We start from the raw sequence: 14,011 nt of genomic DNA, 5'->3' as shown, positions 1-14,011 counted from the left end.
GGGAGACGACCGTGCCCCGCGCACCGCGACCGCTCGCCGAGGCCCTGGCCGGCCCCGGCGGGCGCACCGTGCTCCTGGACGGCGGACTGAGCAACCAGCTCGCCGACCAGGGCTGCGACCTGTCCGGCGGCCTCTGGACCGGCCGGGTCCTCGCCGAGAGCCCGGAGCAGGTGACGGCCGCCCACACCGCCTACGCGCGGGCCGGCGCCGAGGTGTTGATCACCGCGAGCTACCAGGTGGGGTACGCCGCCTTCGCCGGGCGCGGATACGGCCCGGAGCGCACGACGGCCCTGCTGCGGCGCAGCGTGCGGCTGGCCGACGAGGCGGCCCGGGCGGCGGAGCGCGCGGTGTGGGTCGCCGCGTCCGTGGGCCCGTACGGAGCGGTGCTGGCGGACGGCTCCGAGTACCGGGGCCGGTACGGCCTGAGCGTGCGGGAGCTCGCCGACTTCCACCGGCCCCGGATCGAGGCGCTGCTGGCCGAGGGCCCCGACGTCCTGGCGCTGGAGACGGTCCCGGACGCCACCGAGGCCGAAGCCCTGCTCACCGTGCTCGCGGACACCGGTGCCCGCGCCTGGCTGAGCTACACGGTGGAGGGCGGCCGCACCCGGGCCGGGCAGCCCCTGCCCGAGGCCTTCGCCCTCGCCGCCGGGTCACCGCAGGTCATCGCCGTCGGCGTGAACTGCTGCGACCCGGCTGAGGTGCTGCCCGCCCTCGGGGCGGCCGCCACCGTCACCGCCAAACCGCTGCTGGCCTACCCCAACGACGGTTCGGTCTGGGAGCCGGACACCGCCACCTGGCGGGCCCCGGCCACCTCCGCCCGCTGGCCCACGGCGGCCTGGCACCGGGCCGGCGCCCGCCTCGTCGGGGGCTGCTGCCGCATCGGCCCCGACCGCATCGCCGAACTGGCCGCTACGATCGGCTGAGGTCCCAGCGCAGGCCCGGGGATCCGCCGCCCGAGGCGGCGAGTGCGCTCATCTCGGCCTCCACGGAGGCCAGTTCATCCGGACGCTCCGTCAGGAGCAGCTGTTCGCGGTAGTGCACCAGCGCGCTGAGCAGCAGTTGGGTCTCCCCGGGTTCCAGCGCGCACATGCGGCGCGCGGCGTCGACGGACTCGGCGCGCAGGGCGAGTGCGATGCCGGGCCGATGGGCGAACTCCTGACGGCTGTACGCGTACAACGCGACGGCCAGCAGCGGCAGATAGGCCAACGGACTCACCTGGACGAGGACGCGGTAGGCGGCCACCCGCTCCCGGACGGGCAGCGTGCCCGATCCGAGGAGCGCCACCCGGGCGCGCAGCACGGCGTCGTGATTGATGTTCTCCGTGGGATTCATGAGGGAGATTCTGTGAGCCGCGCAGGGCTCTGGACAAGGAAGATCGACTGTGCCGTCCGTCCTACGAAAACGGCCTCTGACCTGTCATGATGGATACGTCATCACCCTTCAACCCCCCTTCGGGCGGCGGGGAACGAGACCTTCGTGGTCGGTCCACCGGATCCACCGGACGCGCCGATCCACCGCGTGGCTAGGCTGACGCACCGTGAACGACGACGCGGCGAACGACCCGACGATCATCAGTAGCGAGCCCGAGTACATCTCGAAGGACGAGGCCCTCCAGCACGCCCTGGCCGGCGACATCGCCCATTTGCGGCGACTGGGGTCGGACCTCAGCACCCGCTACGCGGCCGCCTCCAGGGCCGCCCGGGTCCACGGAACCGACCTCTCCTACCTCCGGCGGCTCCTCATCACGACCCCGGGCAGCGACAGCGTCGAGCTCCTGCTCCGGCTGCTCGGCGAACAGGAAGCCGCCGCCGGATCCATGTCGGCCGAACTGCCGCTCATGGCGACGATGCTCGCCCAGCACCAGTCGGCCGAGGTGATCGCCCGGACGGTGTTCGCCGGCACCGCCGAGGACCACTGGCTCCGCGCGCTGCGGGGGCTCCTGTTCCACGAGTTGCTGCTGCGCGGGGTGGACCCGGACGAGTTTCCTGCCCTGCTCGCGGGCTCGGAGGCGTACCATCCCCTGGCCTGGCTCCCCGACCGCCGGCGCGCTCTGGAGACCGAACCCGAGTTCGCGCACCATTCCGTGAACGGCTCGTCCGGCGGCGTGAAGAGCGGCCTGCCCGGGCACGGACGGCTGGATCCGCCGACCCCCCGGCCGACCGGCCCGTCGCCGCTGCGCAACTCCGTGACGGTGGACGAGCGCGACCTCATCGTCACCGCCGCCGAGGACAACTGGGGCTACGCCGAGGCCTGGGTCTTCCGGGCCGACCAGCCCATCACCCCCGCCCAGGTGCCCGCGCTGCTCCCCACCCTGGGCATGGAGTGCGTCTCGGACCTCGGTCCCACCGGCCGCTTCGAGATAGCGGCCCGCCCGGTGGGAGACATCTGGTCGCTGCTCTTCGCCACCGCTTGCATGGGGGGCTACTACAACTCGGGCAGGTACGGGGCCTGGGGCCGGCATCAGGCGTGGCGCTCGCTCATGGGCCTGTGCGGCCTCCCGTTCGACGCGAGCGCGGGCGACGTGGAACGCCTCGCCGAGCAGTACAGCTGGTTCCACTTCCGGGCCGACTCCGCGTTCTTCCACCAGGACGGCGACGACTACGGCGTCGCGGGCCTCTCCCCGGACGGCCTCCGCCTCGCCGTCCTGGCGGCCACGGACACCGACTGACACCGACTGGCACCGACTGACAACGACGGCGCCGCTCGGGTTCCGGAGGTGGGCGCCGCCGTAAAAATGGGGCGCGCCCGCCACCGGTGACCAGCAACAATCGCTCGTGTGTTCCTGACGATCTCCACCACCGGTTCTCCCGAGCGACCCGCCACCGACCTGGGCTTCCTGCTGCACAAGCATCCCGGCAGAACGCAGGCGTTCTCCACCTCCCACGGCACCGCCCACGTCTTCTACCCCGAAGCCACGGACGAGCGGTGCACGGCGGGCCTGCTCCTGGAGGTGGATCCCGTCGCGCTCGTGCGGCGCGGTCAGGGCAAGGGCCAGGGCGGCACCCCCGACGCCGCGCTCGCGCAGTACGTCAACGACCGCCCCTACGCCGCCTCCTCACTGCTGGCCGTCGCCCTGAGCGGCGTGTTCCGCAGCGCGCTCAAGGGGCAGTGCGCGGCCCGCCCCGAGCTGCCCGACGAGGTGCGCCCGCTGCGCATCGAGATCCCGGTCCTGCCCGCCCGGGGCGGCGCGGAACTCGTGCGCCGGCTGTTCGGCCCGCTCGGCTGGGATGCGGTCACGGCCACCCCGGTCGTGCTCGACGAGACCTTCCCGGAGTGGGGCGACTCCCGGTACGTACGCCTCGTCCTGGAGGGCGAGCTGCGCCTTTCCGACGCCCTGCGCGGCCTGTACGTCCTGCTGCCCGTGCTCGACGACTCCAAGCACTACTGGATCTCCTCCGACGAGGTGGACAAACTGCTGCGCGCCGGGGACGGCTGGCTCGCCGAGCACCCGGAGAGCGGGCTGATCACCTCCCGCTACCTGGCCCGCCACAAGCGGCTGACCCAGGACGCCCTGGAGCGCCTGGAGCTGGTCCGCCTCGCCGAGGCGGACGGCAGCGAGGTCGAGGAGCTCGACAACGCCGTGGACGAGGCCGAAGACGACGAAGAGGCGGCGGACAAGCCCGTACCGCTCGCCGTGCTGCGCCGCGAGGCGATCCTCGCCGCGCTGGGGGCGGCCGGTGCGGCCCGCGTCCTCGACCTGGGCTGCGGCCAGGGCCAGTTGGTGCAGGCGCTGCTGAAGGACCCGGCCTACACCGAGATCGTCGGTGTGGACGTGTCCGTCCGGGCGCTGAACATCGCCGCCAAGCGGCTGCGGCTGGAGCGGCTGGGGGAGCGGCAGAGCTCCCGCGTCCGCCTGACGCAGGGTTCGCTCGCGTACACCGACAAGCGGCTCGTGGGCTACGACGCGGCCGTGCTCAGCGAGGTCATCGAGCACCTGGATCCGGAGCGGCTGCCCGCCCTGGAATACGCGGTCTTCGGCTCGGCCCGCCCCCGTACGGTCCTCGTGACCACCCCGAACGTCGAGTACAACGTCCGCTGGGAGTCGCTGCCCGCCGGGCACGTCCGGCACGGCGACCACCGCTTCGAGTGGACCCGCGAGGAGTTCCGGGCCTGGGCCGGGGACGTCGCCTCGCGGCACGGCTACACCGTCGCGTACCTGCCCGTCGGGGACGACGACCCCGAGGTGGGCCCGCCGACCCAAATGGCCGTCTTCACCCTGAACACCGCCACCGCCACCGCTACGGGCACCAGCACCGGCACCGGCACCGACACCCCGAAGGAGGGCGAGGCAGCATGACCACCGATACCGATACCGATACCGAGACCAGCAGCACCACCGACCGCAAGCGCGTACTTCCCGTCACCGACCTGTCCCTCGTCGTCCTGATCGGCGCCACCGGTTCCGGCAAGTCCACCTTCGCCCGTACGCACTTCAAGCCCACCGAGGTCATCTCCTCCGACTACTGCAGGGGCCTGGTCGCCGACGACGAGAACGACCAGAGCGCCAGCAAGGACGCCTTCGAGGTCCTGCACTACATCGCGGGCAAGCGGCTCGCCGCCGGCCGCCTCACCGTGGTCGACGCGACCAGCGTCCAGGCGGAGTCCCGCCGGCAGCTGGTCCAGCTCGCCCGCGAGTACGACGTGCTGCCCATCGCGATCGTCCTCGACCTGCCCGAAGAGGTCTGCGCGGAGCGCAACGCGGCCCGCCCCGAGCGGGCGAAGCTGCCGCGCGCCGTCATCCAGCGCCACCGCCGCGACCTGCGGCGCTCCCTGCGCGGTCTGGAGCGCGAGGGCTTCCGCAAGGTGCACGTGCTGCGCACGCCCGAGGAGGTCGAGTCGGCCGAGGTGGTCCTGGAGAAGCGGTTCAACGACCTCACCCACCTCACCGGCCCCTTCGACATCATCGGCGACATCCACGGCTGCGCCTCCGAGCTGGAGACCCTGCTCGCCGAGCTCGGCTACCGGGACGGGGCACACCCCGAGGGACGTACCGCCGTGTTCGTCGGCGACCTCGTCGACCGCGGCCCGGACAGTCCGGGCGTCCTGCGCCGGGTGATGGGCATGGTCGGCTCCGGCAACGCCCTGTGCGTGCCCGGGAACCACGAGAACAAGCTCGGCCGTTATCTCAAGGGCTCCAAGGTCCAGCGGACCCACGGCCTCGCCGAGACCATCGAGCAGCTCGAAAGGGAGCCGGAGGAGTTCGTCCGGGAGGTCCGCGCCTTCATCCAGGGCCTGGTCAGCCACTACGTCCTGGACGGCGGCAAGCTCGTGGTCTGTCACGCCGGGCTGCCCGAGAAGTACCACGGCCGCACCTCCGGCCGGGTCCGCTCGCACGCCCTGTACGGGGAAACCACGGGCGAGACCGATGAGTTCGGGCTGCCCGTGCGCTACCCGTGGGCCGAGGACTACCGGGGCAAGGCCGTCGTGGTCTACGGCCACACGCCGGTCCCGGACACCACCTGGATCAACAACACCATCTGCCTCGACACCGGAGCCGTCTTCGGCGGCCGGATGACCGCCCTGCGCTGGCCCGAGCGCGAACTGGTCGACGTACCGGCCGAGAAGGTCTGGTACGAGCCGGTCAAGCCGCTCGTCACCGAGGTGCCCGGCGGTCACGACGGGCGTCCGCTCGACCTGGCCGACGTGCACGGACGCCGGATCGTCGAGACCCGGCACCTGGGCAACGTCAACGTCCGCGAGGAGAACGCGGCCGCCGCCCTGGAGGTGATGAGCCGCTTCGCCGTGGACCCGCGCCTGGTCCCGTACCTCCCGCCGACCATGGCGCCGACGGCCACCTCGCACGAGGACGGCTACCTGGAGCACCCCGCCGAGGCCTTCGCGCAGTACCGCAAGGACGGCATCGCCCAGGTCGTCTGCGAGGAGAAGCACATGGGCTCCCGCGCCACCGTGCTGATCTGCAAGGACGCCGGCGTGGCCCGCGAGCGGTTCGGGGTCGACGGACCCACCGGGTCCGTGTACACGCGCACCGGACGGCCCTTCTTCAAGGACTCCGAAGTCACCGAGGAGGTCCTCGCCCGGCTCCGCTCGGCGGTCACCGACGCGGGGCTGTGGGAGGAACTCGACACGGACTGGCTGCTCGTCGACGGCGAACTGCTGCCCTGGTCGCTGAAGTCCGGCGGCCTGCTGCGCAACCAGTACGCGGCCGTGGGCGCGGCCTCCGGCGCGGTCTTCCCCGAGGCCATCGCCGCTCTGGAGGCGGCCTCGGCCCGGGGCGTCGACACCGGGGAGCTGCTGGAGCGCCAGCGCGGGCGGGCCGCCGACGCGGCGAAGTTCACCGAGGCGTACCGGCGTTACTGCTGGAGCACCGACGGGCTGGACGGCGTGCGGTTCGCCCCGTTCCAGCTGCTGGCGGCGGCCGGCCGCTCGCTGGCGGCCGTACCCCACGACGAGCAGCTGTTCTGGCTGGACCGGCTGGTCGCCGCCGACGAGGCCTCCGGGACCGGACTGCTGCGCCGCACCGGCCGGATCCTGGTGGACACCGCCGACGAGGCCTCGGTACGGGCGGGCACCGACTGGTGGCTGGAGCTGACGGCCGCCGGCGGCGAGGGCATGGTCGTCAAACCGCTCCAGGCGTACGCCAAGGACGGCAAGGGCCGGCTCGTCCAGCCCGGCGTGAAGGTCCGCGGACGGGAGTACCTGCGGATCATCTACGGTCCCGAGTACACGCGTCCGGACCACCTCGAGCGGCTGCGCGGACGCCACCTCGGGCACAAGCGCTCGCTCGCCCTGCGCGAGTACGCGCTCGGCCTGGAGGCCGTGGACCGGCTGGCGGCCGGGGAGCCGCTGTGGCGGGTCCACGAGGCGGTCTTCGCCGTCCTCGCGCTGGAGTCGGAGCCGGTGGACCCGCGGCTCTGAAGCACCACCCCGGGACGCTGACGGCGTCAAGGAAGGACCCCCGTACGGCCGCGCATTAGGTCGTATGGGGGAACTTTCGCGGAGAACTCCGGGAAAACCACCGGCGGGATCGTTCATCCAGGGCAGCGGAATGTCCGCGACCCTGGAAGGACGGAACGTCACCTATGAAGATGACCGCGCGCGGAAGCATTGCGGCACTCATGACCTGTATGGCCGCGGCAGGCGCGGCCACCCCGGCCATGGCCGACGCGGTGCCGGTGGGAGTCCCCCTGGACGCGGTGCGGACCACGCTCGGCGTGGACGTCCCGCACCTGGCCACCGGAGTGCCGGTGCCCGTGGTCGGAGCGCCGGAGGCGCCCCGCTTCCACAAGGGCGACATGCTGCCGACCCCGCTGCTGCCGGCGGTGCCGATCGGCACCGAGCTCGGGAACACCCTCCTCACCTCCCCGGTGCCCAACCTGGCCGGAAAGCCCGAGACGGACGGCGAGGGCTCGCTGGACGCCCCCGCGACCACCATGCGCACCCGGACCCCGGGCCTGCTGGTCGGTTCCCCGCTGACCATGCCCGACGCGTCCAACTACGGGCTGCCGAACGTGACCGCCCCCGCGCTGGGCGTCATCGCCCCGGACCTCACCGGCACCCCGGAGGCCCTGCTCGGCCTGCGCTGAACCGGCGGGCCACCGCCCGCCGTCGGATCCGGCGGGACGGATCCGCTGGAGACGCCCTGGGCCGACGCCACGTCAAAAAGCCGCCCGGTCTGCGAACGTGTACGGCATGGGATTCCATGTCGATTCCGAGACCGGGCGGCTTCGCCGCGTCATCCTCCACCGGCCCGACCTGGAGCTGAAGCGGCTCACACCGAGCAACAAGGACGCGTTGCTCTTCGACGACGTGCTGTGGGTGCGCCGGGCCCGCCAGGAGCACGACGGCTTCGCCGACGTACTGCGCGACCGGGGCGTGGAGGTCCACCTCTTCGGTGACCTGCTGATCGAGGCCCTGGACATCCCGGAGGCGAGACACCTCGTCCTGGACCGGGTCTTCGACGAGAAGGAGTACGGCCCCCTCGCCACCGACCACCTGCGGGCGGTCTTCGACGGGCTGGCCTCGGCGGACCTGGCCGAGTCGCTGATCGGGGGGATGACCAAGCGGGAGTTCCTGGAGCGGCACGCGGAGCCGGTGTCGGTCCGCTTCCACGCCCTGGACCTGGACGGCTTCCTGCTGGGGCCGCTGCCCAACCACCTCTTCACCCGCGACACCTCCGCCTGGATCTACGACGGGGTGTCCATCAACGCGATGCGCTGGCCGGCCCGGCAGCGCGAGACCGTGCACTTCGAGGCCATCTACAAGCACCACCCGCTCTTCACCGGGTCCGGGCCCTTCCACACCTGGTCCCAGGGGCAGGCCGACTACCCCTCCACCATCGAGGGCGGCGACGTCCTGGTCATCGGCAACGGAGCCGTGCTGATCGGGATGAGCGAGCGGACCACCCCGCAGGCGGTGGAGATGCTGGCGCGCGGGCTGTTCGCCGCGGGGTCGGCGACGACGATCGTGGCGCTCGACATGCCCAAGCGGCGGGCGTTCATGCACCTGGACACGGTGATGACGATGGTCGACGCGGACACGTTCACCCAGTACGCGGGCCTGGGCATGCTGCGCTCCTACACGATCGAGCCCGGCGGCGGCCCGAGCGAGCTGAAGGTGACCGACCATCCGCCGGAGCACATGCACCGGGCCATCGCAGCCGCCCTCGGGCTGGACGCGATCCGGGTGCTCACGGCGACCCAGGACGTGCACGCCGCCGAACGGGAGCAGTGGGACGACGGCTGCAACGTGCTGGCCGTGGAGCCGGGCGTGGTCGTCGCGTACGAGCGGAACGTCACGACCAACACCCACCTGCGGAAGCAAGGCATCGAGGTGATCGAGATCCCGGGCAGCGAGCTGGGGCGGGGGCGGGGCGGGCCGCGCTGCATGAGCTGCCCGGTCGAGCGGGACGCGGTGGCCTAGCCGGGCGGGGCGCGGGGACGGGCGCGGGGACGGGGCGCGGGGCGGGACAGGGGGAAGCGGGCTCCGGGAGGCCGGGCCCGGGCCGGTACACGAAGGCTCTGTATATCAATGCATCCCGTCGTATAGACTTCCAGCATCCCCTGTCACCGTGACTCTGGAGCGCCCCCATGGCCACCGATCTTGTCGGCCGCAGTTTCCTCAAGGAGCTCGACTTCACCGCCGCCGAGTTCCGCGGCCTGGTCGAGCTCGCCGCCACACTCAAGGCGGACAAGAAGGCCGGGGTCGAGCGGCGCCGCCTCGTGGGCAAGAACATCGCCCTGATCTTCGAGAAGACCTCCACGCGCACCCGCTGCGCCTTCGAGGTCGCCGCCGCCGACCAGGGCGCCCACACCACCTACCTCGATCCCGCCGGCTCCCAGATGGGCCACAAGGAATCGGTCCGGGACACGGCGCGGGTGCTGGGCCGGATGTTCGACGGCATCCAGTACCGGGGCGACGCCCAGGACACCGTCGATCAGCTCGGCGCCCACGCCGGGGTGCCCGTCTTCAACGGCCTCACCGACGACTGGCACCCCACCCAGATGCTGGCCGACGTGCTCACGATGACCGAGCACTGCGCCAAGCCGCTGGAGCGGATCGCCTTCGCCTACCTCGGCGACGCCCGCTTCAACATGGGCAACTCGTACCTGGTGACGGGCGCGCTGCTGGGCATGGACGTACGGATCGTGGCGCCGGAGCACTACTGGCCGGCCGCCCCGGTGGTGGCCGCGGCGCGCGAGCTGGCGGCCGCCAGCGGCGCCCGGATCACCCTCACCGAGGACCTCGCGCAGGGAGTCGGGCAGGCCGACTTCGTGGTGACCGACATCTGGGTGTCCATGGGGGAGCCCAAGGAGGTCTGGGACGAGCGGATCGAGGCGCTGAGCCCGTACGCCGTCACCATGGACGTGCTGCGCGCCACCGGGAACCCGGACGTGAAGTTCATGCACTGCCTGCCGGCGTTCCACGATCTCGGCACCAAGGTGGCCCGGGAGATCCACGAGCGGCACGGGCTGGACTCGCTGGAGGTGACGGACGAGGTGTTCGAGTCCAGGCACTCCGTCGTCTTCGACGAGGCGGAGAACCGGCTGCACACCATCAAGGCCGTACTCGTGGCGACCCTCGCGGGGCCGGCCGCATAGTCATGCGGCGGGGCGGGCCGCCCTCTGGGGCGTCTACGGGACCACTGGCGCGAGCGGCCGGCTGGAGCGCCGACGAGAGCGGCGGCTAGAGCGGCGGCCGGGACGGCAGGGTGAACCACACGGCCTTGCCGTGCGGGGTGGCGCGGTGACCGCAGGCCGAGCTCAGGGTCCGGATCAGCAGCAGGCCGCGGCCGTGCTCCTGCCAGGGGTCGGGGTGGGCGTCGTCCCGGCCGGGGGCGGTCAGGTCGGCGGGGGGCTGCGGATCCCCGTCGTGGACCTCGACCTGGCAGCCGTTCGCCAGCAGTTCCACGACGAGCTCGATGGGGGCGTCGCCGGGGGTGTGCTCCACGGCGTTGGCGACCAGTTCGGCGGTGAGGAGTTCGGCGGTGTCGCTGTCGGCGGGTGCGTCGATGTCGGCGAGGGCCGTACGGACGAGGGCGCGGGCGATGGGTACGGCCGCTGTCGTGTGCGGCAGGGCTATCCGCCAGGCGGAGGCGTCGGGCAAGGCAGGACCGTCCGTTCCGTGGGATCGCAGGGGGCCGCGGTGGGGTCGTACGGGGTGCGGCGGGGGAAATCCTGCTTTCAACGATACGAAGTGGAAATGTCCTGCCGTAGGGCACCCCGACGTGATCGCAAGGGACGTCGGGCACATCGGCTCGGGACGTTCGGTGCGTGTGGCGTCCGGGACCGGGCACGGACCCACAGTTATCGCGCTTCCCTGACGACAGTCATGGACCGGTGATACCTTCGGGAGGGTGAGTCCCTTCCTCGGTTCCACACCCGCGACCGAACGCTGGAACCACCTCCGGGTGGACCGGCGCGACGGGGTCGCCACCGTCACCCTCGACCGCCCCGAGAAGCTCAACGCGCTCACCTTCGGCGCCTACGCCGACCTGCGCGACCTGCTCGCCGAACTGTCCAGGGAGCGGTCCGTACGCGCCCTTGTGCTCGGCGGCGAAGGCCGCGGCTTCTGCTCCGGGGGCGACGTCGACGAGATCATCGGCGCCACCCTCGCGATGGACACCGCCCAGCTCCTCGACTTCAACCGGATGACCGGACAGGTCGTGCGCGCCCTGCGCGAATGCCCCTTCCCGGTCATCGCCGCCGTCCACGGGGTCGCCGCCGGCGCCGGGGCCGTCATCGCCCTGGCCGCCGACTTCCGCATCGCCGACCCCACCGCCCGCTTCGCCTTCCTCTTCACCCGGGTCGGCCTCTCCGGCGGGGACATGGGCGCCGCCTACCTGCTGCCCCGGGTCGTCGGGCTCGGGCACGCGACCCGGCTGCTGATGCTGGGGGAGCAGGTCAGGGCTCCTGAGGCCGAGCGGATCGGGCTCCTCAGCGAGGTCACCGAGGAGGGCAAGGCCTCCGTACGCGCGGCGGAGCTCGCCGCGCACCTCGCCGCCGGTCCTGCCCTCGCGTACGCGCAGACCAAGGCACTGCTGACCGCCGAGCTGGACATGCCGCTCGCCGCCTCGGTGGAACTCGACGCGAACACCCAGGCCCTGCTGATGAACGGCGAGGACTACCGGGAGTTCCACGCGGCCTTCACCGGGAAGCGGCCGCCCCAGTGGAAGGGCAGGTAGCGCGATGAGCATCGGGGCAGGCAGCGCGACGAGCACCGGCCGGGAGAGCGCCGCCCTGCGGGTCGCCGTGGTCGGCGGGGGCCCGGGCGGGCTGTACGCCGCCGCCCTGCTGGCCCGGCAGGGGCACGCGGTGGACGTGTGGGAGAAGAACGCCCCCGACGACACCTTCGGCTTCGGGGTGGTCCTCTCCGACGAGACCCTCGGCGGCATCGAAGCTGCCGACGCCGTGGTCTACGCGGCCCTGGGCGCCGAGTTCGTCCGCTGGGACGACATCGACATCGTGCACCGGGGCCGGCTGCTCACCTCGGGCGGCCACGGGTTCGCCGCGCTCGGGCGGCGCCGGCTCCTGGAGATCCTGCACGAGCGCTGCGCGGGCCTCGGGGTCCGGCTCCGCTTCCGCACCCCGGCCCCCGGCCCCGAGGTGCTCGCCGCCTCGTACGACCTGGTGGTCGCGGCCGACGGGGTGCGCAGCCGGATCCGGGAGGCCTCGGCGGAGCACTACGGGCCCACGCTGACGGGCGGGCGGTGCCGGTACATCTGGCTGGCCGCCGACTTCGCCTTCGAAGCCTTCCGCTTCGAGATCGCGGAGACCGAGCACGGGGTGATGCAGCTGCACGCCTACCCCTACTCGGCGGACTCCTCCACCGTGATCGTCGAGATGCGCGAGGAGGTGTGGCAGGCCGCCGGCTTCGACCTCTGCGACGAGGCGGAATCCGCGGCGCGCTGCGCGAAGATCTTCGGCGAGGCCCTGCGCGGACGGCCGCTGCGGGGCAACGGCTCGGCCTGGACGCGGTTCCGTACGGTGGTCAACGCGCGCTGGTCGCACGGCAACACGGTGCTCATCGGCGACGCCGCGCACACCGCGCACTTCTCGATCGGCTCCGGCACCAAGCTCGCGGTGGAGGACGCGCTCGCGCTGGCCCGGGCGGTGGAGTCCGAGGCGGACGTCCCGGCCGCGCTGGCCGCGTACGAGGCCGCGCGGCGGCCGGCCGTGGCCTCCACCCAGCGGGCGGCGGCCGCCAGCATGCGGTGGTTCGAGGAGCTCGCCGGGTACGTGGAGCAGCCCGCCCGGCAGTTCGCCTTCAACCTCCTGACCCGCAGCCTGCGGGTCACCCACGGCAACCTGCGGCTGCGAGATCCGCGCTTCACCCGGGCCGTGGAACGCGACTTCGGCTGCCCCGAGGCTCCCGAGGGCGGCCCGGAGGAGCCGGGAACCCCGCCGATGTTCACCCCGTTCACCCTGCGGGGCCTGACCCTGCGCAACCGGGTCGTGGTCTCCCCGATGGACATGTATTCGGCGGGCGGAGGGGCCTCGGCGGGCGGAGGGGCCTCGGCCTCCACGGCGGAGGGCGACGGCGTGCCCGGCGACTTCCACCTGGTCCACCTCGGCGCGCGGGCCCTGGGCGGGGCCGCCCTGGTGATGACCGAGATGGTCTGCGTCAGCCCCGAGGGCCGGATCACCCCGGGCTGCACGGGCCTCTACACCGCAGCCCAGGCGGCCGCCTGGGCCCGGATCGCCGACTTCGTGCACACCTCGGCGCCCGGCACCGCGCTGGGCGTCCAGCTCGGCCACTCGGGCCGCAAGGGCTCGACCCGGGTGATGTGGGAGGGCATGGACGCCCCGCTGCCCGAGGGGAACTGGCCCCTGATGGCCGCCTCCGCACTGCCCTACCGCCCCGGGGTCTCGGCCGTGCCCCGGGCCATGGGCGCCGCCGACCTCGCCGCCGTCCGCTCCGAGTTCGCCGCCGCCGCCGTCCGGGCCGCCGCGAGCGGCTTCGACCTCCTCGAACTGCACTGCGCACACGGCTACCTGCTCTCCGGCTTCCTCTCCCCCCTGACCAACCAGCGCACCGACGCCTACGGCGGTTCCCTGGAGAACCGGCTCCGGTTCCCGCTGGAGGTCTTCGACGCGGTCCGTGCCGTCTGGCCCGCGGACCGGCCGATGACGGTCCGTCTCTCCGCCACCGACTGGGCGCCCGGCGGCACCTCGGCCGAGGAGGCGGTGGCCATCGCCGGAGCCTTCGCGGCGCACGGAGCGGACGCCATCGACGTCTCCACGGGCCAGGTGGTCGCGGAGGAGACCCCCGAGTACGGACGCGCGTACCAGACCCCGTACGCCGACCGGATCCGGGGCGCCCTGGACGTCCCTGTGATCGCCGTCGGGGCGATCTCCTCCTGGGACGACGTCAACTCCCTGCTGCTGGCGGGCCGGGCGGACCTCTGCGCGCTCGGCCGCCCCCACCTCTACGACCCGCACTGGACCCTGCACGCGGCCGCCGACCAGTCCTACACCGGCCCGGCCGCCCCCTGGCCCGCCCCCTACCTCGCCGGCAGCCGCAAGCCGCCCACGGGGCGCGGATAGCACCCTGC

At 72.8% G+C, this 14,011-nt stretch carries 11 protein-coding genes; 9 read left to right on the top strand and 2 right to left on the bottom strand.

Annotated features, from left to right (window positions below):
- Positions 1 to 11 precede the first annotated feature (11 nt).
- Positions 12 to 923 carry a homocysteine S-methyltransferase gene (gene mmuM, locus ACFYYB_RS30100; protein ID WP_389439077.1) on the top strand — a complete coding sequence of 304 codons (912 nt, stop codon included), beginning with the start codon at positions 12 to 14 and terminating at the stop codon, positions 921 to 923.
- Here mmuM and ACFYYB_RS30095 read toward each other — a convergent pair.
- Entirely contained in the window at positions 910 to 1,332 is a 423-nt protein-coding gene (locus tag ACFYYB_RS30095) for a hypothetical protein (RefSeq protein WP_389439075.1), read from the bottom strand. The genes mmuM and ACFYYB_RS30095 overlap by 14 nt on opposite strands.
- 205 nt (positions 1,333 to 1,537) lie before the next feature.
- On the opposite strand from ACFYYB_RS30095, the gene ACFYYB_RS30090 reads away from it, so the two are divergent.
- From ACFYYB_RS30090 to argF, 6 genes are all read left to right on the top strand, one after another.
- A complete protein-coding gene (locus ACFYYB_RS30090; RefSeq protein ID WP_389439073.1) occupies positions 1,538 to 2,668 on the top strand; it encodes a DUF6183 family protein in 1,131 nt (376 codons plus the stop codon).
- 108 nt (positions 2,669 to 2,776) lie between these two features.
- Positions 2,777 to 4,297, top strand: a complete 1,521-nt coding sequence (locus ACFYYB_RS30085; RefSeq protein ID WP_389439071.1) for a 3' terminal RNA ribose 2'-O-methyltransferase Hen1 — start codon at positions 2,777 to 2,779, stop codon at positions 4,295 to 4,297.
- Positions 4,294 to 6,876: a polynucleotide kinase-phosphatase gene (locus ACFYYB_RS30080; RefSeq protein ID WP_389439069.1), complete on the top strand. Its 2,583-nt coding sequence runs from the start codon at positions 4,294 to 4,296 to the stop codon at positions 6,874 to 6,876. Before ACFYYB_RS30085 ends, ACFYYB_RS30080 begins: the two co-directional genes overlap by 4 nt.
- Before the next feature lie 200 nt (positions 6,877 to 7,076).
- The gene (locus ACFYYB_RS30075) at positions 7,077 to 7,544 is read left to right on the top strand and encodes a hypothetical protein (RefSeq protein ID WP_327303933.1); all 468 of its coding nucleotides are present in this window, start codon (positions 7,077 to 7,079) and stop codon (positions 7,542 to 7,544) included.
- A gap of 106 nt (positions 7,545 to 7,650) precedes the next feature.
- Positions 7,651 to 8,880, top strand: coding sequence for an arginine deiminase (locus ACFYYB_RS30070; protein ID WP_389439067.1), 1,230 nt, complete (start codon positions 7,651 to 7,653; stop codon positions 8,878 to 8,880).
- 167 nt (positions 8,881 to 9,047) lie between these two features.
- Positions 9,048 to 10,058, top strand: a complete 1,011-nt coding sequence (argF, locus tag ACFYYB_RS30065; RefSeq protein ID WP_389439065.1) for an ornithine carbamoyltransferase — start codon at positions 9,048 to 9,050, stop codon at positions 10,056 to 10,058.
- A gap of 85 nt (positions 10,059 to 10,143) precedes the next feature.
- Here the strand turns inward: argF and ACFYYB_RS30060 are convergent, their stop codons facing one another.
- The gene (locus ACFYYB_RS30060) at positions 10,144 to 10,563 is read right to left on the bottom strand and encodes an ATP-binding protein (RefSeq protein ID WP_327303930.1); all 420 of its coding nucleotides are present in this window, start codon (positions 10,561 to 10,563) and stop codon (positions 10,144 to 10,146) included.
- Positions 10,564 to 10,813: 250 nt separating this feature from the next.
- On the opposite strand from ACFYYB_RS30060, the gene ACFYYB_RS30055 reads away from it, so the two are divergent.
- Both ACFYYB_RS30055 and ACFYYB_RS30050 read left to right on the top strand, forming a co-directional pair.
- Positions 10,814 to 11,641 carry an enoyl-CoA hydratase family protein gene (locus ACFYYB_RS30055; protein WP_243331536.1) on the top strand — a complete coding sequence of 276 codons (828 nt, stop codon included), beginning with the start codon at positions 10,814 to 10,816 and terminating at the stop codon, positions 11,639 to 11,641.
- A 4-nt stretch (positions 11,642 to 11,645) separates the two neighbouring features.
- Positions 11,646 to 14,003, top strand: a complete 2,358-nt coding sequence (locus ACFYYB_RS30050) for a bifunctional salicylyl-CoA 5-hydroxylase/oxidoreductase (RefSeq protein ID WP_389439062.1) — start codon at positions 11,646 to 11,648, stop codon at positions 14,001 to 14,003.
- Positions 14,004 to 14,011 lie beyond the last annotated feature (8 nt).

The sequence above is a fragment of the Streptomyces sp. NPDC002886 genome (assembly GCF_042888445.1).
Taxonomy (GTDB): Bacteria; Actinomycetota; Actinomycetes; order Streptomycetales; family Streptomycetaceae; genus Streptomyces.
This window is presented reverse-complemented; position numbering and strand designations above follow the sequence as displayed.